General features: G+C 29.1%; 24 protein-coding genes. 17 read left to right on the top strand and 7 right to left on the bottom strand.

What is annotated here, in order from left to right; genetic code table 11:
* The first annotated feature begins 119 nt into the window (after nt 1-119).
* From RH99_RS11535 to RH99_RS11515, 5 genes are all read left to right on the top strand, one after another.
* Entirely contained in the window at nt 120-875 is a 756-nt protein-coding gene (locus tag RH99_RS11535) for a prepilin peptidase (RefSeq protein ID WP_010238113.1), read from the top strand.
* A gap of 411 nt (nt 876-1,286) precedes the next feature.
* Nucleotides 1,287-1,997, top strand: coding sequence for a FadR/GntR family transcriptional regulator (locus tag RH99_RS11530; RefSeq protein WP_010238111.1), 711 nt, complete (start codon nt 1,287-1,289; stop codon nt 1,995-1,997).
* Nucleotides 1,998-2,181: 184 nt separating this feature from the next.
* Complete coding sequence (locus tag RH99_RS11525; protein ID WP_010238109.1) at nt 2,182-2,970, top strand: electron transfer flavoprotein subunit beta/FixA family protein; 789 nt, start codon at nt 2,182-2,184, stop codon at nt 2,968-2,970.
* A 73-nt stretch (nt 2,971-3,043) separates the two neighbouring features.
* Nucleotides 3,044-4,243, top strand: a complete 1,200-nt coding sequence (locus RH99_RS11520) for an electron transfer flavoprotein subunit alpha (protein ID WP_010238107.1) — start codon at nt 3,044-3,046, stop codon at nt 4,241-4,243.
* Nucleotide 4,244: 1 nt separating this feature from the next.
* Nucleotides 4,245-5,642 carry an FAD-binding oxidoreductase gene (locus RH99_RS11515; protein WP_010238104.1) on the top strand — a complete coding sequence of 466 codons (1,398 nt, stop codon included), beginning with the start codon at nt 4,245-4,247 and terminating at the stop codon, nt 5,640-5,642.
* Between the two features lie 199 nt (nt 5,643-5,841).
* Here RH99_RS11515 and gltX read toward each other — a convergent pair whose 3' ends face one another.
* Both gltX and RH99_RS11505 read right to left on the bottom strand, forming a co-directional pair.
* Complete coding sequence (gene gltX, locus RH99_RS11510; RefSeq protein ID WP_010238101.1) at nt 5,842-7,308, bottom strand: glutamate--tRNA ligase; 1,467 nt, start codon at nt 7,306-7,308, stop codon at nt 5,842-5,844.
* Between the two features lie 542 nt (nt 7,309-7,850).
* On the bottom strand, nt 7,851-8,495 hold the full coding sequence (locus RH99_RS11505) for a DUF4397 domain-containing protein (protein WP_010238099.1): 645 nt from the start codon (nt 8,493-8,495) through the stop codon (nt 7,851-7,853).
* Nucleotides 8,496-9,353: 858 nt separating this feature from the next.
* On the opposite strand from RH99_RS11505, the gene RH99_RS11500 reads away from it, so the two are divergent.
* The 5 genes from RH99_RS11500 to RH99_RS11480 all read left to right on the top strand — a co-directional run bounded on the left by RH99_RS11500 (nt 9,354) and on the right by RH99_RS11480 (nt 15,958).
* On the top strand, nt 9,354-9,875 hold the full coding sequence (locus tag RH99_RS11500) for a type 1 glutamine amidotransferase domain-containing protein (RefSeq protein WP_010238097.1): 522 nt from the start codon (nt 9,354-9,356) through the stop codon (nt 9,873-9,875).
* Nucleotides 9,876-9,963: 88 nt separating this feature from the next.
* A complete protein-coding gene (locus RH99_RS11495) occupies nt 9,964-10,620 on the top strand; it encodes a DUF488 domain-containing protein (RefSeq protein ID WP_010238094.1) in 657 nt (218 codons plus the stop codon).
* Nucleotides 10,621-10,696: 76 nt separating this feature from the next.
* Nucleotides 10,697-12,031 (top strand): metallophosphoesterase family protein, encoded by a 1,335-nt coding sequence (locus tag RH99_RS11490; RefSeq protein ID WP_243441487.1) that lies wholly within the window; start codon nt 10,697-10,699, stop codon nt 12,029-12,031.
* Nucleotides 12,032-14,875: an AAA family ATPase gene (locus RH99_RS11485; protein ID WP_010238091.1), complete on the top strand. Its 2,844-nt coding sequence runs from the start codon at nt 12,032-12,034 to the stop codon at nt 14,873-14,875.
* A 273-nt stretch (nt 14,876-15,148) separates the two neighbouring features.
* A complete protein-coding gene (locus tag RH99_RS11480) occupies nt 15,149-15,958 on the top strand; it encodes a CPBP family intramembrane glutamic endopeptidase (protein ID WP_010238089.1) in 810 nt (269 codons plus the stop codon).
* 200 nt (nt 15,959-16,158) lie between these two features.
* Here RH99_RS11480 and RH99_RS11475 read toward each other — a convergent pair whose 3' ends face one another.
* The 5 genes from RH99_RS11475 to RH99_RS11455 form a co-directional block, all read right to left on the bottom strand.
* Nucleotides 16,159-16,533 (bottom strand): P-II family nitrogen regulator, encoded by a 375-nt coding sequence (locus RH99_RS11475; RefSeq protein ID WP_010238087.1) that lies wholly within the window; start codon nt 16,531-16,533, stop codon nt 16,159-16,161.
* Nucleotides 16,534-16,561: 28 nt separating this feature from the next.
* Entirely contained in the window at nt 16,562-16,888 is a 327-nt protein-coding gene (locus RH99_RS11470; RefSeq protein WP_010238084.1) for a P-II family nitrogen regulator, read from the bottom strand.
* A 228-nt stretch (nt 16,889-17,116) separates the two neighbouring features.
* Nucleotides 17,117-18,424: a D-alanyl-D-alanine carboxypeptidase family protein gene (locus RH99_RS11465; RefSeq protein WP_010238082.1), complete on the bottom strand. Its 1,308-nt coding sequence runs from the start codon at nt 18,422-18,424 to the stop codon at nt 17,117-17,119.
* 318 nt (nt 18,425-18,742) lie between these two features.
* Entirely contained in the window at nt 18,743-19,090 is a 348-nt protein-coding gene (locus RH99_RS11460; protein ID WP_010238080.1) for a hypothetical protein, read from the bottom strand.
* A 174-nt stretch (nt 19,091-19,264) separates the two neighbouring features.
* Complete coding sequence (locus tag RH99_RS11455) at nt 19,265-19,615, bottom strand: hypothetical protein (protein WP_010238078.1); 351 nt, start codon at nt 19,613-19,615, stop codon at nt 19,265-19,267.
* A 362-nt stretch (nt 19,616-19,977) separates the two neighbouring features.
* On the opposite strand from RH99_RS11455, the gene RH99_RS11450 reads away from it, so the two are divergent.
* The 7 genes from RH99_RS11450 to RH99_RS11420 form a co-directional block, all read left to right on the top strand.
* Nucleotides 19,978-20,199, top strand: coding sequence for a hypothetical protein (locus RH99_RS11450; protein WP_026038479.1), 222 nt, complete (start codon nt 19,978-19,980; stop codon nt 20,197-20,199).
* Between the two features lie 94 nt (nt 20,200-20,293).
* Nucleotides 20,294-20,707, top strand: coding sequence for a nucleoside-diphosphate kinase (ndk, locus tag RH99_RS11445; protein WP_010238074.1), 414 nt, complete (start codon nt 20,294-20,296; stop codon nt 20,705-20,707).
* A gap of 70 nt (nt 20,708-20,777) precedes the next feature.
* Entirely contained in the window at nt 20,778-21,599 is an 822-nt protein-coding gene (locus RH99_RS11440; protein ID WP_010238072.1) for an MBL fold metallo-hydrolase, read from the top strand.
* Between the two features lie 298 nt (nt 21,600-21,897).
* On the top strand, nt 21,898-22,746 hold the full coding sequence (locus RH99_RS11435) for a YitT family protein (protein WP_010238070.1): 849 nt from the start codon (nt 21,898-21,900) through the stop codon (nt 22,744-22,746).
* 374 nt (nt 22,747-23,120) lie between these two features.
* The gene (locus tag RH99_RS11430; protein WP_010238068.1) at nt 23,121-23,525 is read left to right on the top strand and encodes a hypothetical protein; all 405 of its coding nucleotides are present in this window, start codon (nt 23,121-23,123) and stop codon (nt 23,523-23,525) included.
* A gap of 66 nt (nt 23,526-23,591) precedes the next feature.
* Complete coding sequence (locus RH99_RS11425) at nt 23,592-24,014, top strand: PPC domain-containing DNA-binding protein (RefSeq protein WP_010238066.1); 423 nt, start codon at nt 23,592-23,594, stop codon at nt 24,012-24,014.
* Nucleotides 24,015-24,110: 96 nt separating this feature from the next.
* Nucleotides 24,111-24,392 (top strand): ABC transporter substrate-binding protein (locus RH99_RS11420; protein WP_010238063.1); only part of this gene is annotated, 282 nt, incomplete at its 3' end.

Raw genomic sequence — 24,392 nt, 5'->3', positions numbered from 1 at the left:
AAATTTTTTATAAGGTAAATATATTTATTTGAATGTGCCTTATGTGTAGATATATTATTAATGTAAAATAAATAGGTATAATTTATTTTACATGGATTATAGATGGGAAGATTGAATTTATGAATATTTTAATAGAAGTTTATATTATTATTTTAGGTCTATTATTGGGCAGCTTTTTCAATGTGTGTATTTTTAGAATACCTAGAGGGGAGTCTATAGCTTTTCCTCCATCCCATTGTACAAGCTGCAACAACAAGATTAAGGGGTATGATCTAATACCTGTAATAAGTTATATTCTTCTTAAGGGTAAATGCAGATATTGTGGAGAGAAGATATCTTTAAGGTATCCGGCGGTAGAAATTGTAACTGCGGTGTTATTTTATCTTGTTTATTTAAACTATGGGTTAACCTTTTTTACAATTAAGTTTATTGTTTTAGTTTCATTACTTATGGTAATTGGAATGATTGATTTTGATACTACAGATGTATATTTTAGTACAACTATCACTGGAATTGTATGTGGAATAGGTTTTATTATAGCAGGTTATTTTATGAATTTAGGTGTTATAGAATTTATATTAGGTGGAGTGGCTGCTGGCGGTTTTATAGCAGTTATTATTTTAATAACCAGGGGAATGGGTTGGGGAGATGCAGAAATATGCTTTATGTGTGGGCTGTTTTTAGGTCTTAAACTTTCTATAGTGATGCTTTTTTTATCCTTTATTATAGGAGGAATTATTGGAATTGCCCTAATTGCCTTAAAAATAAAGAACAGAAAAGATTATATTCCCTTTGGTCCGTTTATAGCCATATCTAGTCTATTAACTTTGTTTTTCGGACAACATATTGTAAATTACTATATATCTATGTTCTAATATGTAAGTTAGTGATAAGATATGTAGGATAGGATAAATTTAGAGATGGATTATAACTAGAACTTTTAGATAAATGTAATGCAGTTATAAAATTTTAATCTATTAAGGCATGTGAAAATAAATAACAAGTGAAAGATGCGACGTATATTTTAAATTATACAAGGAAACAGGTTCTGATGATAGTGGTACTATCAGAAGGTTCTGTTAACGTAGTATAATTCAAAATAGACTAGTATACTGACTAGTTATTTATTTGAATATGCCTAAAGTAAATGTTAGAAATGAAAGGAAGGTGAAAAATCCTGATTTTACTTAGTAAATATATATAATAAGTTTATTAAGTGACACTACTCGGTCCATAGTGATATATTTATCATATAATTTTTTCGATATTATATGAATCAGGATATTATGTTTAGTCCCATAAAAAATACAAAAGTTTATGAACAAGTCATTATACAGATAAAAGAAATGATATCCAAAGGAATACTTAGAAAAGGGGATAAACTTCCCTCAGAGAGGGAACTTGTAGAAAAGCTAGGTGTAAGCAGAACCTCTATAAGAGAGGCACTTAGAGCCCTGGAAATTATAGGTTTAGTTGAAAGTAGGCAGGGAGAGGGAAACTTCATAAGAGACAATTTTGAAAATAGTCTTTTTGAACCTCTATCAGTGATGTTTATGCTTCAGAAAAGCAGTACTTTGGAAATACATCAAGTAAGAGTTATGATAGAAACGGAAACCGCTTCTTTGGCGGCAGAGCATGTAACAGACGAGGATATAGTTGTTTTACAAGGGTTAATAGATAAACTTAAAAATTCAAATGATGAATTAGAAAGAAGTCTTTCAGATAAAAATTTCCATTATAAAATAGCAGAGTGCTCGAGAAACTTTTTAATAAACAATATATTGAGATCTGTTTCTTCACTAATGGATGCATTTATAGTTAACGCGAGAATGGTTATAGTCAATGAGAAAGAGGCAAGAGAGGTACTAGTTGAACAGCATGAAAATATCTTGCAGGCATTAATTGATAGAAATCCAGATGAGGCAGTAAAGGCCATGAGAATTCACTTAGACTGTATAAAACAGCATTTAATATTAATGGATAATATATATTCTTAGTTTTAGTTCAATTATTAGATAATAAAATAATTTATAAAAAAACTTTGTTAAATAAATATTTATTATGGAATTATTATGAAGTCTGTGCTAATATAGATATGGAAGAACAAAGTTGTTCTTCCAAAAAATTATTGATAATGGTAGTACCATCTTACCAATAAGAATATGCGTTGGAGGTAATATAATGGATATTTTGGTTTGTATTAAACAAGTTCCAGGTACATCAAAGGTAGAGGTTGACCCAGTAACTGGTGTATTAAAAAGAGACGGTATAGATACAAAAATGAATCCTTATGATTTATATGCATTAGAAGCAGCTCTTAATATTAAAGAAGATAAGGGTGGAGAAGTAAAAGTAATAAGTATGGGACCACCTCAAGCTATGGATGTAATAAAAGAAGCCTATATGATGGGAGCAGATGCAGGTGCACTAATTTCTGATAGGAAATTTGCAGGTGCAGATGTTTTAGCTACTGCATATACAATATCACAGGGGGTAAGAAAAATGGCACCTTATGATATTATATTATGTGGTAAACAGACTACAGATGGAGATACAGCACAGGTTGGACCTGAAATGGCTGAGTATCTTGGAATACCTCACATTGCCAATGTAATCGATATTATAGAAGTTAAAGATAATTCAATAGTGGTTACTATGGACATGCCGAACACTATTGAGACAGTAGAGGTTAAGTATCCATGCTTATTAACAGTTGAAAAGGATATCAATCAACCTAGACTTCCTTCCTATAAGAAAAAAGTTGAAACTAAGGATAGAGAAATAAAAACAATAAGTTTAAAGAATTTTGAAGATCAAAATGAAAAGAGATATGGATTAAATGGTTCACCAACTCAAGTTGAGAGAATTTTCCCACCAGTGCATGACATAAAGAGAGAAAAATTTGAGGGTACTGGAGAAGAGATAGGAAAGCAGATTGCAGATAAACTTAAAGAATTGAAATTTGTATAGAATATTATTTAGTTTTAAAATTCATCTATGTGGAATTTTAAAATCTACATAGTAATATAGGAAGGGGATTATTATGGGTAAATTGTTCGTTCATCAAGAAAAATTAACAGATGATATTATAAAAGATTTAGTTAAGATATGTCCTTTTGGAGCTATAGAAGAAAAAGACGGAAAAATTGAAATGAATGCAGGTTGTAAAATGTGTAAAATCTGTGTTAATAAAGGTCCAAAAGGAGTAGTAGAATTCATTGAAGAAAAAGTTGAAAGTATAGATAAGAGTTTATGGAATGGTGTAGCGGTTTATGTTGATCATGTAGAGGGAAATATCCATCCTGTAACCTTTGAATTAATAGGTAAAGCTAAAGAACTTGCAAGTAAAATAAATCATCCAGTGTATGCAGTATTTGTAGGTTATAATATTACTGATAAGGCTGAAGAACTTTTACATTATGGCGTTGATGAAGTATTTGTATATGATGATGAAGCGCTTAAAGACTTTAGGATAGAACCATATACTGCGGCAGCAGAAGATTTTATAAATAAAGTTAAACCTTCAACTATATTAGTTGGAGCTACTACCGTTGGAAGATCTTTAGCACCAAGAATAGCAGCCAGGTTTAAAACTGGTCTTACAGCAGACTGTACAATACTTGAAATGAAAGAAAATACTGATTTAGTACAGATAAGACCTGCTTTTGGTGGAAACATAATGGCTCAAATAATAAATCCTAATCACAGACCACAAATGGCTACTGTAAGATATAAAGTTATGAATGCACCAGAAAGAAATGAAGAAAAGTCTGGTAAGGTAACAGTGCGCAAAGTAGATAAAGAAAAATTAAACTCTAATATTAGAGTGTTAGAGGTAAAAAAGAAAAAAATTGAAGATAATATATCTGATGCCGAGACTATTATTGCTATAGGAAGAGGTATTAAATCAGAAAAAGATATCGAAAAGATAAATGAATTGGCAGATCTTCTTGAAGCTAGAGTTGCATTTACAAGACCATTAATAGAAGCTGGTTGGGGAGATGCAAAAAGACAAATTGGTTTAAGTGGAAGAACTGTTAAACCAAAACTTATTATAACTTTTGGTATATCAGGAGCAGTACAGTTTACAGCTGGTATGGATGGATCAGAATATGTTTTTGCAATTGATGATGATCCTAATGCACCAATATTTAATGTAGCCAATTATGGTATAGTAGGAGATTTGTATGAAATACTTCCAGAGTTAATTAAAGATGTAAAGATTTATAAGGAGGCGCAGTAATATGTCTTATAAAACTATTGATTCAAAAGATGTAGAATACTTAAAATCTGTTGTAGGTGAAAATAGAATTTTTACTAAGGAAGATATAAGTGAAGATTTTAGTCATGATGAATTAGGTGGAGTAAGTAATATGCCTGATTTACTTATAAGTGCTCTTAGTACAGAAGAAGTTTCAAAGATAATGAAATATGCCTATGATAATAACATATCAGTGGTAGCTAGGGGGTCTGGTACAGGTCTTGTAGGAGCATCAGTACCTTTAGATGGTGGTATAATGATTAATCTTACAGGTATGAATAAGATACTAGAATTAGATGAAGAAAATCTTACTCTTACATTAGAGCCAGGAGTACTTTTAATGGAGATAAGTAAATTTGTTGAAGAACATGATTTATTCTATCCACCAGATCCAGGAGAAAAATCAGCTACAATTGGTGGAAATATAAGTACAAATGCAGGTGGAATGAGAGCAGTTAAATATGGTGTTACAAGGGACTATGTAAGAGGACTTGAAGTTGTCCTTCCTAATGGTAAAGTGGTAGAATTTGGTGGTAAAGTAGTTAAGAATAGTTCAGGTTATAGCTTAAAGGATTTACTAGTAGGTTCAGAGGGTACACTAGGAATAATAACAAAAGCTATACTAAGATTATTGCCTTTACCTAAAAAATCTATAAGTTTACTTGTACCTTTTCCAGATTTAAATAAGGCTATAGGAACAGTGCCTAAAATAATAAAGTCAAAGGCAATACCTACAGCTATAGAATTTATGCAAAGAGAAGTAATATTATCAGCTGAAAAATTCCTAGGTAAAAAATTCCCTGATAATTCATCTGATGCATATTTGCTTTTAACTTTTGATGGTAATAGTAAAGAAGAAATAGAAGAAGCTTACGACAAGGTGGCAAATATATGTCTTGAAGAAGGGGCTATCGATGTATTTATAGTTGATACAGATGAAAGAAAAGAAGCTGTATGGTCAGCTAGAGGAGCTTTCTTAGAAGCTGTTAAAGCATCTACTACTGAAATGGATGAATGTGATGTTGTTGTTCCAAGAAATAGAGTTGCAGAATTTATTAACTATACAGATGAACTTCAAAAGGAATTTAATATTAGAATAAGAAGTTTTGGTCATGCAGGAGACGGTAATTTGCATGTGTATGTATTAAAAGATGAATTGGCACAAGATATATGGAAAAATAAACTTCTTGAAGTTTTTGATGCTATGTATAATAAGGCAATTGAACTTAAGGGCTTAGTATCTGGAGAACATGGAATTGGATACGCAAAGAGGAAATATATGTTTAAACAATATGGAGACGAATATATGTCTGTAATGAGAGGCATAAAAACAGCCTTTGATCCAGAAAATATATTAAATCCTGGTAAGGTATGTGAATAATTTTAGCATTGTATATAGAATGAGTATTTAACCCTTTAAATATTAGGTCTAACTATTATAGATATTTATAATAGTTAGACCTAAATGTTTAATATAATTTATATATTATTAAATTAATAGTTATGGATACATAAAAAACGTACATAAATTGATTTATTTGGTTAAAACAATTTATGTACGTTTCCTTTTATTTAAAAATCTAAGCTAAAGCAGCTTTTAACTTTTCTATACCAATTTTAATTCTCTTTATAGATTCTTCTTTTCCAATAATGTCTGCTATTTCAAAAGCTCCACCTGGAGTGAATTTTTTACCTGAAAGAGCAGTTCTTAGTGGCCATAGAACTATTCCATTTTTAACTTCCATATCTTTAGCAAGTTTCATCATGGAATTGTGAATAGTATCAACATCCCATTGTTCCAAAGCTTCAAGGATTGGAAGTGATTTAATAAGACTATCCAGTGAATTTTCTGTATTTGTCTTCATCTTCTTATGAGTGTACATTTCTATATCATAATCAGGAAGTTCATTAAAGAAGTCTACCATATCAGGTATTTCATTCATAACTTCTACTCTTGTATGTAAAAGCTCACTTATTTTTAAAAGATCGATACTGTCATTAGTTATAGCATCTTTGTAATAAGGTAGTGCTAAGCTGTGGAATTCTTCTGGTGCCATTCTTCTTATATATTCGCCGTTCATCCATCTAAGTTTAACAGGATCAAATATAGCTGGAGATTTATTGATTGTTTTATAATCAAAGATCTTCACTAATTCTTCAAGGTTAAATATTTCATTTTCTCCTTCAGGATTCCAACCAAGAAGTGCTATGTAATTTACTACAGCATCTTTTAAATATCCTTTATTAAGTAAGTCTTCAAAAGAAGCATCTCCGTTTCTCTTACTTAATTTGCTGTGTATATCCTTCATTATTGGAGGACAATGTACATATATAGGAACTTCCCAGCCAAAAGCTTCATATAGTCTGTTATATTTAGGTGCAGATGAAAGATACTCATTTCCTCTTACTACATGAGTTATACCCATAAGGTAGTCATCTACAACATTTGCAAAATTATATGTAGGATATCCATCTGATTTTATTAGAATCATATCATCAAGTTCAGAGTTATCTACAGAAATTTTTCCGTATATAACATCATCGAAAGTAGTAGTTCCTTTAGTAGGATTATTTTGTCTTATAACATATGGAATACCTTCAGCTAGTTTTTCTTCTATTTCTTCTTTTGAAAGATGCATACAGTGTTTGTCGTATTTAAAAGGTCTTTTTAATGCTTCTGAATTAAGTTTTAATATGTCTAGTCTTTCCTTAGAACAGAAACAGTAATAAGCTTCACCTTTTTCTACTAATTTTTTTGCATAGTCTAGATACATACCTTTTCTTTCACTTTGTACATAGGGACCTACAGGACCTCCTATATCAGGACCTTCATCATGTACAAGTCCAGTAAAGGCTAATGTTTTATATATAATGTCTACAGCACCTTCAACAAAACGTTCTTGATCTGTATCCTCTATTCTTAATATAAATTTACCGCCTTCATGCTTTGCTATTAAATATGTGTATAGAGCAGTTCTAAGGTTACCAATATGCATATACCCAGTTGGGCTTGGTGCAAATCTGGTTCTAACTTCTTTTGCAGCCATTCTTACTCACTCCTATGAAATTTAAATTTATCCCCAATAAGGCACATCCAAATAAATAACTAGTCAGTATGCTAGCCTATTTTGAACTCTACTGCGTCAGCAGAACCCTCTGATAGCACCACTATCATCAGGACCTGTTTCCTTGTATAATTCAAAATAGACGTCGCATCTTTGACTTGTTATTTATTTTCACATGCCTAAAGCATATGAAGGGAAACTATAGGTGAAAGATAAACCACCTTATATCTCTTTTCACATGCTAACGTAAATTAAAGCCTTCCATCCTTTAAGACGAAAGGCATTTACATAGATATTACCTTTATAATAATATAATAGAAAAATAGTGTCAATACCTTATGTATATTGAATTAGAAAAGGTTTAATAAATTTTTCAGTATATCTACATCAATTTATTTAAAAAAAAGGAGTCTAAATTTTTGATTCGGGTAAATTTAGGCTCCTTTTAAGGCATATGGAAATAAATAACAAGTCAAATAGAGTAGCATACTGACTGGCTATTTTTACCATGCTTAAAATATATTTTAGAATTTTAAATATGAATTTCCATCAAGTGGTACAAGTATTCTAAGTGGTGGTTTTCCGCCTAAAAGTCCTACTGAATATATACTATAGAACCTATTTTCTCTTAATCGTATATTAGGTGCATCTAATATAATCTTATTTGTTTCACTATCTCTCAATTGAAAGTGATAAATACCAGGGCGTAGAGAGGCATAGTCTGTTACACTTTTATAAGCTATGTTTCTAAAAATTACTGTTCCATTGGCAAGGGTTAAATTTAGATTTGGCGAATTTGGTGATAGGTTACCAAATCTAAGAAAAAGTTTTCCTGGAATCGTTGGACCCTTTGGTTCTGACATAGGTAATAAACTTACATTTGGGAGAGTTCCTATTACGCCTATAGTGGAAATAGAATTTGGTGCAATAGTAAGATTAGTGCTAGTAATTAAATTATCTGTGTTACCTCTTGGATAAACTTTTATAGTATAGTTTCCAGGTTCTATGGATAAATAATCTGTAAATTCTTCATAGGAAAGATTTTCAGCTAGTTTAGTATCATTAAAGTAGATATCTACAGCAGGGGAGTTTGGGCTAGCATGTAATAATCTTATATAGGAAACAGGGGATGTTTCTCTAAAATAACCTTCATAAGGATTAAAAAACATAAAAATTCACCTTTCACATATTTCTACACCTTAATATTATATGCTAGAGTTTGATTTGTGATATTAAAAAAAGAGAAATCATAAAATGATTCCTCTTTTCCTAGTAATGGAACCTAAAATTATCTTCGTTACAACTCATATACATCTCTACACACCCAGTAATAATCTTTCGACTAATATTGAGCATTTTAAAACATAAATAAATCTTGGCTCGATTGTATAAAATACCTTCAAAACTATATAAGATCTTTTGACCTTATATAACCTAACACTTTTTTACCATTTAAAGGTTATAAAAAGTAATTCGGCAACCTATACAGTCTTAGCTCGACTATTATACATAATTACAAACCAAATATATACCTTACGGCACATAAACAGCTTTACACCACCCATAATAATCTTCCCGCCGGCACATAAACAGCGTATTACCACCATGTATATACCTTAGGTCGAATACATTACAACCTCTATAAGTTATCGTAAATAAATAACTAGTCAGTATACTAGTCTACTTTGCATTATACTAGGTTAATAGAATCTTTTGATAGCATTGCTATCATCAGAACTTATTTCCTTGTATAAGGCACATTCAAATAAACATAGTATCTTTGAATTGCTATTTATTTTCAAATACTTAGATAGAAATCATAAGATACTCTTCGCACAATAATTTTAAATCCTCTTTACGTTATTTATATTACCCTCAATAAAGATATTTTATACAAGAAAAATAAAAAATTTAAAAAAATTGTTGATACTTAGTGTTGATTACGGATAAACTAGTAATATAGAAGGATTTTCTAGTACCTAGTAATCTGATAAGGCTTATAATAATATACTAAGAGGAGTGGTAAAATGGAAATGAGTGAGAAGAGCATTATATTACTTGCAGAGGATGAGTTTGAAGATATTGAACTTTTGTATCCATTGTTAAGATTAAGAGAAGAGGGAATAAGAGTTACAGTTGTAGGAACAGGAAATAAGGATAGTTATACAGGAAAGCATGGTTATACCATTGATATAGATGAAAATGCTAATACTATAAATGTAGATGATTATGATGGTATTATAGTTCCAGGAGGATGGGCACCAGATAGATTGAGAACAAATATTTATATAAAGAAAATTATAAGTGATATGGCATTAGATAATAAGGTCATAGGATGTATTTGTCATGGAGCATCAGTGCTTGTATCTGCCAGGGTTATTAAAGGATATAAACTTACTTGCGTTGACTCCATTATAGATGATGTAATAAATGCAGGGGGAGATTATACTAGCGAGGGTAATGTTATAGATAGAAATATTGTCAGTGCTAAGATACCAGGTAATCTTCCACAGTTTATGAAAAGTATTTTAGAGTTTTTATATGCTTAATTTAAGGCATGTGAAAATAAATAGGCTAGCATACTGAATAGTTATTTATTTGAATGTGCCTAAATGCATATTCTTAAAGAGGGAGAAAATGAAAAAATTATGTTATAGCTTGGGCTATTCTGATAGGAAAATAGATGAGTTTATAGAGCTTTTGCAAAGATATGGAATCAATTGTGTTGTGGATGTGAGGTCTAATCCATATAGTAAGAATGAAAAAAGCTTACCTTATAATATGGACAATATTAAAATAACTTTGAACAAGCATGGTATATACTATATATTTATGGGTAAAGAATTAGGGGCAAGAAATAAAGATTGTATTAATGAACAAGGTGAAGCCTGTTATGAAGATATAAGGAAAGATAGTAACTATAAAAAGGGCATTGTAAGGTTAATTGACGGAATGAACAAAGGATATAATATAGTTATTATGTGTGCCGAAAAGGAACCTGTAAATTGCCACAGAGCTATTTTAATAGGATATAATTTAAAGAAAAAAAATATAGATGTTAAGCATATAGTAGATAGAGATTTAGTAAAATCTCAAGATGATATTGAAGAAGAAATCATGAAAATGTATAGAGTAAAAATCATAAAAAAAGTAGCTCAGTTTTCTATAAATAGTATAATGAATAATGTGGATCTAGATATGGATGAATATGATTTTAAAGTTGAAATGTTAGAAGCAGCTTATAGAATGAGAGGAAATGACATAAAATACAGAGAGGAAAAAATTAAAGGATAGTTTAGAGGTCGGGGAGAATGTCTGCCTGACCTCTCTTTGCTATATTCGGAAAGGTATGATTAATTTGACTTTACCTATGAAATTTATTCATTCTGCAGATATACATTTAGGAAGTATGCTAAATGTGTATGATGAAAACTTAAAAGAATATTCTGATGTTTTTAGAAATGCAGTATATGATGCTTTTAAAAAAATTATAGACTATGCTATAGATATTAAAGTCAATTTTTTAATTATAAGTGGTGATTTATACGATAGAGATGGTAAATCTATTAAGGCTAACAGTTTCTTTAATTTGCAGTGCAGACGACTTTTAAATGAAAATATAAATGTTTATATTGCTGCAGGTAATCATGATCCTTTTGTAGGTAAAAGAGAAATTTTTAATTTGCCTGAAAATGTATTTATTTGTAGTAGTGAAGAATGCAGTGAATTTGAAATGAAAGATGAATACTCAAATATAATTGCTAGAGTTTATGGTAATTCTTATAGGGGAAAATCAGATAGTAGAAAATTATACAATTCGTATAATCCAGTAGATGACAATGTTTTTAATGTAGCCATACTGCATACAGAACTAAATCCTAACAATTTTAATTATGTTCCCTGCACTTTAGAAAACTTAAAATCTAAGAAGAAAATGTCTTATTGGGCTCTCGGTCATATACATAAGTGTAGAATATTGAATGATATACAACCAGTAGTTGCTTATTCAGGTATGCCTCAAGGAAGAGACATAGGAGAAGAGGGAATTGGTGGATGTCTATTAGTAGAGGTAAATGAAGTAAATAAACCCTCTATAGAGTTTCTCCCTACATCCTCAGTTGTTTGGAAACGGGTAGAGGTGGATATAAATGAAGTTACAGATAATCAGCCAAAGAATTTAACTGAACTTATAAATTTAATGGAGTCTAAGGCACAGCATATAATTAATCAATTAGAAAATATACCTTCTGGATTACATACTAATGTGGATTTGAATGGTATTGTAAAAGGTTATGCAATTAGATGGATTATAAAGGGCAGAGGGAGCATAAATACTATCTTCGAAGATAGTGAAGATGATTTAGAGGAAATAATAAAAGAAAACTTAAATTCAAAATTAATGAATTATTCTAAATTTATTTATACGGATTCTATAGATGTAAGATTAGAAAAAGAGATATTTAATATTGAAGGTCTGAAAAATGATAATACAATTGTAAAAGAAATTTATGAATTGTGTGATGAGTTTTCCGAAAAAGATGATTTGAGGAAAGGTATTATAGCCACTTTTGGACAAGTATGGGAAAGTAATTATGATATGGAGAATATAAATTATTTAAAAATGCAGCTAGACGAGGATACCTTTCAAGAAATACTAAGAAAAGCTAGAGAATTAATAATTTATAGTCTTATGGAGGAGAAGTAGATGTATATAAAGAAATTGTATATAAGAGATTTTGGAATATATAACAATGCTGAGTTAGATAATATTTCTCCCGGAATAGTAGTTTTAGGTGGTAAAAATAGAGCAGGTAAATCCACACTACTAAAAATTTTAAGACATTTTCCCTATGGCTTTAATAAATCTATAGATATACCTAATTGCAAGGTGGAATATGAAGTTGAAGCACAGATATGTATTAGTAAAGAGGAATACAATGTTAGAGTAAAGGGATTTTCGGCGCCATTAATTACAGCAGTTAATAATAAGAAAAAAACATATAAGAATAATTTGTATGGAGAAATTGATAGTTTTACCTATAAAGAGATATTTACTATAAGTCTTGATGAACTTCAAAATATTCACAAGAAAAATGAGAAAGTACAGGCTATACTTTTAGGAGCAGGATTAAAGGATATTATTAAAATACCAAAGCTCATAATCGCAGTAAAAAAAGAAGCTGAAAAAATAGGTGGTAAAAATGGTAATCCAAGGACTAAATTATTTAAAGCAGATTATTCAATTATAAATGAGGGAATAGCAATCAAAGAAGAGGCATTGCTGCAGGTAGATAAATTTGGACAATATAAGGACAAACTCTCTCAGACTGAAGAAAAAATTGAGAAAGAGGAAAATATTAAGCTGACTACAGAAGATAATATATTTATATTAGAGGTTTTAAAAAATAATTATAATATATATAGGGAAATAGATATACTTGCACTGCAACTTGAAATTAAAGAAAATAAACACATATATAATTTTTTTAAGGATAAAAATCTGTCTTTAGAATTAATGAATAATTTTAAAAATGAATATATAAGCATAGACAAGGAATATAATAAAGCTAAAGCAAAGTTTTCACAGAATCTAGGTGATTATTCAAAATTAGAAAAGGCTTTTATAATCAATGGAAACAATATAAAAGATATTCAATTGTCTATTTCAGGTTTAGAGGAAAAGATAAAAAATTATAATTTATTATGTGAAGAATACAAGGCCTCAAAAAGAGAGATAAATAAGGATATTGTGGATATGAACCATCAGTGGAGAGATGATTTTTCACATATATTAAAAATAAATACAGAAGAAATAGCTTTTGTTGAATTATGTGAGCAGGTAGATGAACTGAAAAAGATAAAAGAAAATATAGAAGTTTTAACTTTAAAAATAAAGCAATTACAGCAGGAAAAGAATATAATTAATAATTCTTGCAAGATAAAGGAAAACTCTAAAAATCCAAAGAATTCACTGGTGAGCTATTGTATAGTTTCTTTAGCTTTTATTCTCTTAGGGATATTTATATATAGATTTAGTAAAATTTTTGGAGTAACTGTAAGTGTCGCTGGGATAATAGGGGCATCAGCTTATAATATTATCAGTGAAAAGATGAGAGTAGAGAATATAGATATAAACACTAGAGAAATAAATTTAGATCACATTACTGCGGAAATCTGCTCTGCTAGTGAAGAGTTAGAAAAGCTAAATAAAAGAGAATATAGTCTAAATAGAATTATGGAGGATTATAAGCTTAAGCTTGATTTAGATAGGGAAATACCATTAAGTAGTTTAAAAGATTATTTTAGACTAGCAAGAGATATTAAAAAGAGAGTTATGGATTTGCAATATGATTTAAAGAATATAAACGCCATGAAAAAATATATTATCCTTAATTTAGAGAAAATAGCAAAGGTTATTATTAAATTTTCTGAGATTCTCAGTTTTAATGAATCAAATATAGGTGAAGACATAATTAGTAATAGTAAATACTTGTTTGAAACAGCTAAAAAGCTAAATGTAATGGTAATTGATTATGAAAATATAAAAGCTATAGGGAATATAAAACAGGGTATAGAAGAGAAGATAAAAGATAGTCTTCAACTAAAATATGTGGAAAAAGATAATGTGGACATGTTTAAAGAACTTGATAAAAATATTAATTATATGAAAATCTATAATAAGTATAAAGAAGACAGTAATAGATATATTAACTTAAAGCATCAATTAATACATTCATTAAAAATTGATAAAATAAAGCAATTGCTGATTACTAATGAAGATCATAGTGATTCTCAAATATTTCATGCTTTTAAGAAGCTTATAAAGGACTACATAAATGTAGATGAAATAGATAGACAGATTAATGAGTTGAATTATAAACTTAAGGATAATAGAAAAACTTTGGATGGATTGAGAGGTCTGAGATTAAATATTAAGGAAAATATGAATAAGCTGTACAAGAGTGAGGATATAGCTGTAGCTAATGAGAAAATAGACAGGGGCAGAAAACATCTGAAAAATAATGCAAAGGAATATGCAGTATATAATGCAGCTGCATTTATGTTAGAAAAGCTTCAAAAGAATTTTATTGATAACGCAAAGGATACTATTTTAGGAAGTACAGGGGAAATTTTATCAAAAATAACTGAAGGAGAGCTTATTTCAGTGCTGCCTACAGAGGATCTTACGAAATATGATTTTAAAACCTATAGTAGTGATGGAACACTAAGTGACACTACAGATATTTTAAGTAGGGGAACAAAGGAGCAATTATTTTTGTCGGTAAGATTTAGTAGAATAAAGGATATTAAACCCAAATTACCGGTGGTAATTGATGATTCTTTAGTTAATTTTGATTATAAACATCTTAAAAATGTAGTAAAAGTATTAAGAGAATTGTCTAAAGAAAATCAAGTGTTTATTTTGACTTGTCATGCAGAGTTAGTTAAACTTATTAATAAAGAAGATGAAGCTGCACAATTCTTTAAAATTGAAACAGGTAAATTTAGTGAGACAAAAGGTGAATTATTATCAGAATATCTATCCTAGAAAGTTTAGATATTGAAGCAAGTTCTTAATTCAGGTGGGGATTCTTTTACCCCATCTGAATTTTAGAACTGCAAATGCATGGCTTACTTGGCGTTGAACTCCCACTTGAAGAAAAGTAGAGAGCCCAAATTTTAATTTGGTGCGAATCACTTTCGCAGAGTGCAAGTAGAGAGCCCAAATTTTAATTTGGTGCGAATCACTTGCACAGAGTGCGTGGGAGACTTACGCCAAGTTAGTCAGGTTAAAATTAAATTGAAAGTTTAGGTGAAGTTAATGAAACATATTAAGACAGCTATTAGAATACTGTTATATCTTATAATATATTATGCATTTCAAATACTATTTTTTGCCATAGTAGGTATAAATGCAATATTTAAAGGATTTAGCAGTAATAATGAAATGCAAGAATATGTATATAAAAATACAGGATATATTCTAATTATATCAATGATTTTGTCTCTTATAATATACTTTTTTATGCTTAGAAAAAAGCAAAAAAATATATTTCAGATGTGTAATTTTAGAAACATAGGGGTAAAAAATGTGCTATTTATATTAGTTATATGTGTATCTTTTTCTGCTCTTTTATCAGGAGTTGTAGAATATGTTATAAAATTTTTTCCATCTTACAATGAGACGTCAAAAATGATAAATATGTCAATGACCTCTATATTGGGTATATTAGCAGTTTTAATTTTTGCTCCAATTTTTGAGGAAATACTATTTAGGGGAATGATATTAAGTGAGATACGGAATAATATTAATATAATTGCTGCGGTTATTATTCAGGGTATTTTATTTGGACTTTATCATATGGATAAATTTCAAAGTATTTATACAGCAATACTAGGAATACTATTAGGTCTATTATGTGTAAAAACTAAAAGTGTAGTGGGATCAATAATAGCTCATATAACTTTCAATATTTGTGGTACTTTGCTATTCCCATATCTAGTTGGAGTTTCAGGTAAATTTGCATTTTTATATATTATTGCAGGAGCAATCATTTTTGTGATTTCTATTTTCAGTTTTATTAGGTTTAATAAAAGGAGTTCATTAAAAGAAAGTACATTTATTAGATAGGAATAAAATAAGTTTTAATAGGACTCAAGACTATAAATACCTATAAATGGAGGAATGAGAATGGATTGTTATAAATTAACTCTCCATTCTCATCAAGGAAAAATGTTTATATAAATTTTGTTGATTGTAAGCTATATTAAGTTATGTTCTATTTTAAATAATTGACTTATATAAATAAGATTTTCTCTTTAACTCTGAAATTACAGTGCTAGAGAGTTCAATTCTCCAGTTCTTACCCTGATGACTTCTGATATATCTCTTACAAATATCTTACCATCTCCAGGATTTTTTGTCTGATTAACTTTAATAATAGTATCTACTACTTCTTCTACATCTTCATCGTTAACTACCACTGTAAACATCCTATTGGATACAAGTCTATGTTGTTCTGAAATTTCCATTTTTTCATATTTATTCATTAATGCTTCATCCTGTTTAGTAGGAATGAAATCAACCTTTTTTTTACCTCTGCCAAGAACTTTTCTACAGGTAAAGCTTGCATAACCCTGATTCTTAAGTTCAGCTGCAGTTTGACTAACCATATTCATTCTAACAATAGCTGTAATTTCTTTCATAGTTAACACCTCCCATAATTATATAGGCCTATAGACCTTTTAAACCTGAACTTACGGTATATGCTTCATCTAAAGCGGATATGAATATTTTTCCATCTCCAAAATTTCCTTTTTCTCCTGTTCTTGCATTACTCATTATAATTCTAACTACATCATCTTTATCTTCATCATTTACAGCAATCATAAGCATTTCCTTTGGTATTTCATCATAATGAATAGATCCAGCAGTGATTCCCTGTTGTTTACCTCTTCCAACAACATCATACTTTGTTACAGCAGGGAATCCTGCATCATTAAGTTCTTCTAAAACCGCATTTGTTCTCTCTGGTCTAATGATAGCCTTTATTATTAACATAAAAATCTCCCCCTAAAATTAAATTATTAAATTTAAAAACCCTATGAGTAAACGTTATCATTTTGTAGATTGAATGTCAATCAATTTATAGAATAGTGTATAAATTTGGTTTGTCACATTTTTAATATTATGATATGCATATTGAAGAAAAAGCCTAATAATGCTTTGAATCATTAAGATTAGGCAATATTAGGCTTATAATTTTATAAAATTAATCTTTTTCAATGATTATCGGTAATAGGATCTTCTTCTTCCTTTTTTTGAAAATATATTAATAATCTTATAGATTATTATAATTATTATGGCTATTATAACAATTATACCAACGAGTACACCACCATAAAGAAGTTTATTATCTTTTATTAAATCGCTTGTAGAAACACCTGGATAAAGTTTGTATGTTTTAGTTATACCTCTCTCAGTTAAAGTAAGAGTTCCAACGGAAGTCTCAGCTTTAAGTTTCCAAGGATCTAGGGAAGAAATATTAGCTGTTAATTTCTTTTCTTTATCATTTACATCATTTTTATAATAGTTTACATTCTCTTTTACGGTAAGGGGCACCTTTAAAGTTTTAGTTGGTCCGAAGAATTTTAAAGGTCTATAGCTTAAATTTTCTGATTTATAAGTACCATTACTAGAATACAATTTAGTAGATTTTATTGAGTAACTGTAATTTATAAGAGATTCCATATCTTTAAATACTTGAGTATCTTGACTATCATAGGCTGAATTCATTACAACACCTATAATTTTTCGACCATCTCTATTAAATATGGAAACTAGGCATTTCCCAGCTTGAGTAGTATATCCTGTTTTACCACCAATACAAGTTTTATCATATAAATCAGTTTCTTTTTCTAGAATCATTTTATTCCTATTTTCTATAGGAATATTAAAGCCACCGGTAGAAATTGTAGCCTCCTTTTGTTTTACAGTGTTAAGTATTGTTTTATTAGCAAAAGCAGTTTTGGCAATTACGCTCATATCATAAGCAGTTGTGTAATGATCAGGATCGTGTAGACCATTTGGTGTTACAAAATGAGTGTTTTTAAGACCTAAAGAGTCTGCTTTCTTATTCATTAATACTGAAAATGCCTTATTAGTATCACTAACGTTAGCATCTAATTTTCCAATTAAATTGTCTGCAATCATATAAGCTATATCATTTGCAGAGAATACTAAAAGACCCTTCATGGCATTTTCAACAGTCATTTGTTGACCCACATTTAAAGGCTTTTTATCTAAATTTATAGATGCTGAGGGTTGTGCTTTAGCACTAGCTGTATATGTAAGTAAATCACCAGGTTTTTTTGATTCAGTAAGAATTAGTGCGGTTATAAGCTTTGTAGTACTTGCAGGATATACTTTACTGTCTAGATTTTTGGCATATATAATTTCACCAGTTTCTGCATCTATTGCAACAGCAGCTGTACCAACTATGTTAGGTGGTTGACTATTCTCAGCAGCAAAAGCTGTTGAACCTATAGAAAGTGATAGTGCAAGGGTTAGTATTAAGGAAATAATTTTACGTTTCAAATTTCATCGCTCCATTTTAGTTAAAACTTATTAATGTTTATTTATAAGGCATTATTTTCAGATAAAATATACGTCGAAACAATGCTAAAAGACATTACAAGTATATCATTTTATAAAATTCATCACAACTAAAAAACCATTGATAACTGTATTTATAATAAAAAGTTAATAAATGAATTGTTTAACAAAGATAAGGGGAGTGCATCAAAAGAATCAATACTAATTTTAATAGATAAAAAACTGTGTGGCAATGCATAGATATGCATTGCCACACAGCTCCTACTTTATTACTGGTTAATAAAAATACTTCATAAAAATTTATTGTGCTGTCTTTTTCTTTCCCATATTTATTAAAAACATGGATGCAGCTGCTACCGCTATATATATAAATACATAATATATAGATATCAATCCTGCTGTAAAGAAATATTTAAAGTATATAAATAAAGCTAAAGAAAGTAAGCACCAAAAGATTGATATGTTTCCAATTATATTATTTCTCTTTCTCCAGGTTATAGGGTCTTTCATGTTTCCTATTATCTTATCTCTTGATTTATTATCTGGAGAAGTTTTTACTACAAGAGCTTTATGATAAATACAAATTATTAATGAAATCAAGGCTATTCCTAGAAAAAAGTATGAAAAGGAAATACTTGTAACAAACATAATAACACTCCCTCTATATCTTTTTATATTTTTAAATTTAGTATTCCCCAAAATACAAAAAAATAAAACATTAAGACAAATTATATTAAATAATTGTCTTAATGTTAGAATAAGGCATGTTCAAATAAATAACTAGTCAGTATACTAGTTATTTATTTTCATATGCCTAACTGCTTATTTTTTTGTATGAACCTTTATATTGAGAAATTTGTTAAATAATTTAATTAGATCAATATATTGATATTCAACATAAGGATGCTCATCTGTTGTTAGATCGCTTTTTATGTTTTCTTTTGAAATTGTAATATCAATTATTTCATCATTATGTTTGAATTTTACAGCATAATTTTCTGTAGAATCCCATTCATTTTTAATTATTCCCATATTTAAAGATTTTGAATCTAATTTTTCAATAGATATTAGCTTAGCTTTAAATGTAGGCCTTCTCTCAATTAAAATTTTTAATAAGTATCTGAAAAGTTTAATTAATAAAAATATAAATAAGCCTATAAATGCTAAGCGCATATATAACTTTAAATATATAATTTTATTGAAATAAAGAGTGTACTTATTAAATAAGGATGAACTGAGAATAATATAAAGTAAAAATGGGGCTATAAAAAAACAAATTAAAAAAATTATTACATAATCTAATAATTTTTTTTTTCAAAGTAATGTCCTCCTTTAGAAAATAAATAATATATATAATCCATTATGTAAAATTATATGATAAAATCTTGCATTTTAAAAGGGTATATATGAATATTTTCATTTTTATGATAAATTTAAAATATTTAAAAAAAGTATTTACTTTTTTTAGTGAAATGGTTTATAATGTAAAAAAACAATGTAAACATTATCATTGGTTGGGTATGAGGGGTGTTATTATGAGTCAATGTCCATTTTTGAGTACTTATGATAAGGAAATAGAATGCTTTGAAAATTGTGCTTTTTATAAATTAGAGGAGACAAATGGGGAATGTCCATTTAAATCTATTACATGTCAGAGTAAATATAAACTAAAGAGAATACACTATAACTACTATATGGAGGATGAAGAAGACTTATTTGATTTTGATGAAGGGCACAAAAAAGTTGATTATATATAAAAAGTATAAGAATATAAGATAAATTTCAATAGTTGTTTTAAACAGCTCTTATGTCAATGATTTAAATTTAACTTTAGGTGAGGAGTTGTATATAGTGGAAAGAACATTAGTATTAATTAAACCAGATGGAGTTAAAAGAAAACTTATGGGTGAAATTATAAGTTTTTATGAAAGAAAAGATCTTAACATAGTTGCATTAAAAATGCTTAAAGCAAGTAAAGAACTTGCAGAAGAACATTATAGGGAACATAAAGGAAGAAGTTATTTTGAGGAGCTCATTGAATATATAACAGAAGGTAACCTTTGTGCCATGATTGTAGAAGGTAAGGATTCAATAAGTATTGTGAGAAATATTAATGGAGGTAAAGATCCTAAAACTGCACCTATGGGAAGTATTAGGGGTACCTATGCTAATGATACTACAAAAAATTTGGTACACGCATCTGACAATGTGGAGAATGCAGAAAGAGAGATAAGTATTTGGTTTTCAGAGTTTGAAAATTATTAAGAACAAGCTTAAAATAAAGTAAAGAGTTTTTATAAGCTCTTTACTTTATTTTATTTGGGAGGTATTTTATTTGAAAAAACCACACATTATTAAGATATTTGATTACATGTACAAATTAAATAAGAGAAACTTAAAGGTATACAGAATTCCAAAGAAAACTCCCATAGCTGAACCTATTGTAGAAAATTCTATACACTGGGTAGGACATGCCACTACAGTTATAAATATGTATGGAAAAATATTTTTAACAGATCCCGTAATAGGTAATCTTGGACATTTAAAAAGGCTTGTAAATCCATCAATAGATTTAACTAAGCTTGATTTGGATTATATACTTATAAGCCATGGACATATGGATCATCTAAATTATGGAATGTTAAATAAACTGGATAAAAAGACTAATATAATTGTTCCTAAAGGTATAAAAAATGCTCTTAAATCAAGAGGATTTGAAAATGTATTTGCATTGACTGCTGGACAAATATATAAAGATAAAAATATTAGTATTAAAGCAATAGAGGCAAATCATATTGGTAGGAGGTATCCGGGTATTGGTCCTACTGATAGTAATTCATATATTGTTCAGCATAAAGATAAAAAAGTATTTTTTGCAGGGGATACTGCATTTACAGATATATACAAGGGAATTACTGTAGATGCAGCTATAATGCCTGTAGGTTGCTATAAGCCCGATGAATTTAAAAGTATGCATTGTAGTCCACAGGAAAGCTTTAAAATGTTTAAAATGATGAATTCGGGTATAATGATTCCAATTCACTATAAGACATATATTTTAGCTCAGGATAAAGATGAGGAAACCGTAGATACATTAAACAAGATTAATGATGGAACAATAAAGATTATTGATATAGGCCAAACTATAAAAATATAAAAATAAATTTTATGTATATTAATGCAATAATGTGAAGAAATTATAATTATTATATTAGGCACATTCAAATAAATAACTAGTCAGTATGCTAGTCTATTTTGAATTCCACCGCGTCAACAGAACCCTAAGATAGCTCACTATCTTAGGAACCTATTTCCTTGTTGACTTCAAAATATACGTCGCATCTTTGACTTGTTATTTATTTTCATATGCCTTATGCATGTAAAAATAACTAAATACATTAGAATTTAATGGATTGTGTTATAAATACATGCTTTATTATGAAGGTGGTAATTATATGAAAAAAATCACTAGTGAATATTGTTTTCTTATAGTTGGAAGTATGCTGTTTTCCATTAGTACATCTTTTATTTTATTGCCAGCTCACATAGGACTCGGAGGAATAACGGGTATTGCCATAAGTCTCAATAAGTTATTTGGGTATAAAATAGGTTTGGCAAATATAATCATGAATGTTCCTCTATTTATAATTGGATTCAGCATACTGGGTAAAAAGTTTGTTTTTAAAAGTGTGCTTGTTGTTATAACTTCCTCAGTAATGATAGATTATCTCAATGTAAATTTTATTTTACCCAAAATTAATGATATGATATTATCTGCTATATTTTATGGGGTGTTAGCAGGAATTAGTATGGCTTTAATATTTATGTCTGGAGGCTCTTCTGGTGGTGTAGATATACTGGCTAAAATTATAAATCATAACTCAAATTCAATTAATGTATCTACTCTGCTTTTAATTTCTGATATAATTGTTTACATTTTGGTAGCCATTGTTATGGGACCGCGTTCTGTAATGTATGCTATTATAGTAAGTTATATAAGGTCAAAGACTATGGATGCAATGCAGGAAGGATTATCTTCATCAAGGCAGTGTATTATTATTTGTGAAAAGTATGAGGATATAATAGACAATATAACTTTAAAATTGGTAAGAGGAGCAACAGTGGTAAATGCAGTAGGGGCTTACACTAATAGGGACAAAAAGATAATATATATTGTAATACAGAAAACTCAATTAAGAGTACTAAAGCGTATAGTAAAAGGTATAGAACCCGGGGCTTTTATCGCAATTTCTCAGGTGAATGATGTCCATGGTAATTATAGAAATATAATGCCTAGAATTTAGAAATGTGAAAATAAATAGCAAGTCAAATATATTGGTGTACTGACTAGTTATTTATTTTCCATGTCTAAAAGTAAATATTATAGAAAACTTTAATATATTAAAAAAAGTGTTATACTGAAATTAAAGATATATTGAATGTTTTGGATAAAAGTATAAATAATTGTTATATTCCTAATAATATCTAGTGAAATAGATTTTAGGCACATTCAAATAAATAACTAGTCAGTATGCTAGTCTATTTTGAATCCTACCACGTCAACAGAACCCTCAGATAGCTCACTATCTGAAGAACCTATTTCCTTGTAGGCTTCAAAATATACGTCGCATCTTTGACTTACTATTTATTTTCATATGCCTTATAGGAGGAAACAATGATGAAAAAGAGTTTAATTACAATTTTATTTATAGTTGTTGCACTAAATATAGTGGTTCCTGTTTACGGTGAGACTAATGATGTTAATCAATCTAATACATCAAAGAAGAATGCAGCATTAGCTAGTGGTTTTATTCATCCTAAACTTTCAGTTGAAACTGTTTTAAAAGAGAATTTAGGATTTACTGCTGAGGAAATTGAAAAATGCAAATCTTCAGGAGGAAATGCCTTTGATTTAGCTAATAAGAATGGAATTACTGAGAAGCAACTTAAAGATAGTATCATAGAAGTTAAATGCAGAAAAGTAGATGAAGTTTTTAAGAATGGTATCATCACAGGAAAATTAGCTAATATGATGAAAAATTCCATAAAGTCTAAAACTGAGGAATGGAATGGTACTTTTTAAATAAAATATGTATAAAGGTATTCTTTGAAGATCTTTATATGCTAGTAGAGGTTAGGGGGATGAAGTTTGGATTATAAAAAGGTTGATAATAAATGGATTTTGAGGATTGATAAGGGAGAAGAGATTATTTCTACTTTAAAGAAATTCTCTAAAGATAATAATATAAAATGTGGCTTTATAAGTGGTATTGGTGCTGTTAACAAAATAAGATTGGGTGTATTTGGCATTGAAAAAAAGGCTTATAATTTAAGAGACTTTTCAGGAGATTTTGAAGTCACTAGCCTTATAGGCAATATAACAACTACAGATGATGATGACATTTATGTACATCTACATGCAACTATTGCAGATATACAATGTAATGCACATGCAGGACATGTTAAAAGTGCTTATGTAAGTATAACTTCTGAAATAGTTATAGATGAAGTAGACACTATAGTTGGAAGAGATAAGGAACCAGATTTAAAAATTAATATATTCAGGTTCTAATTTTTAAAAATTATCTTATAGAAATAAAAAATTTTATGTCAAAAGCTACCTTAAATTCATACTATATAATAATGAATTTAAAATTAGGAGGTAGCTATGAAAAAGAAAATATTCTATTCTTGTACATTGCTCTTGTCTATGCTTATAGTCGCAAGTGTTTTTGCAGGATGTGGAAGCGGAAGTGACAGTAGTAAAACTTCCCTTAAGAAAGTAAGACTTAATGAAGTGGTTCGTTCGGTATTTTATGCTCCTATGTATGCCGCTATAAATCAAGGATATTTCAAAGAGGAAGGATTAGATATTGATCTTAGTACAGGTCAGGGAGCAGATAAGACTATGCAACAAGTACTAAGTAAAAATGCAGACATAGGTTTTTGT

The sequence above is a fragment of the Clostridium arbusti SL206 genome (assembly GCF_000246895.1).
Lineage (GTDB): Bacteria > Bacillota > Clostridia > Clostridiales > Clostridiaceae > Clostridium_I > Clostridium_I arbusti.
The sequence above is the reverse complement of the archived record's forward strand: the minus strand, read 5'-3'. Positions and strand labels throughout refer to the sequence as shown.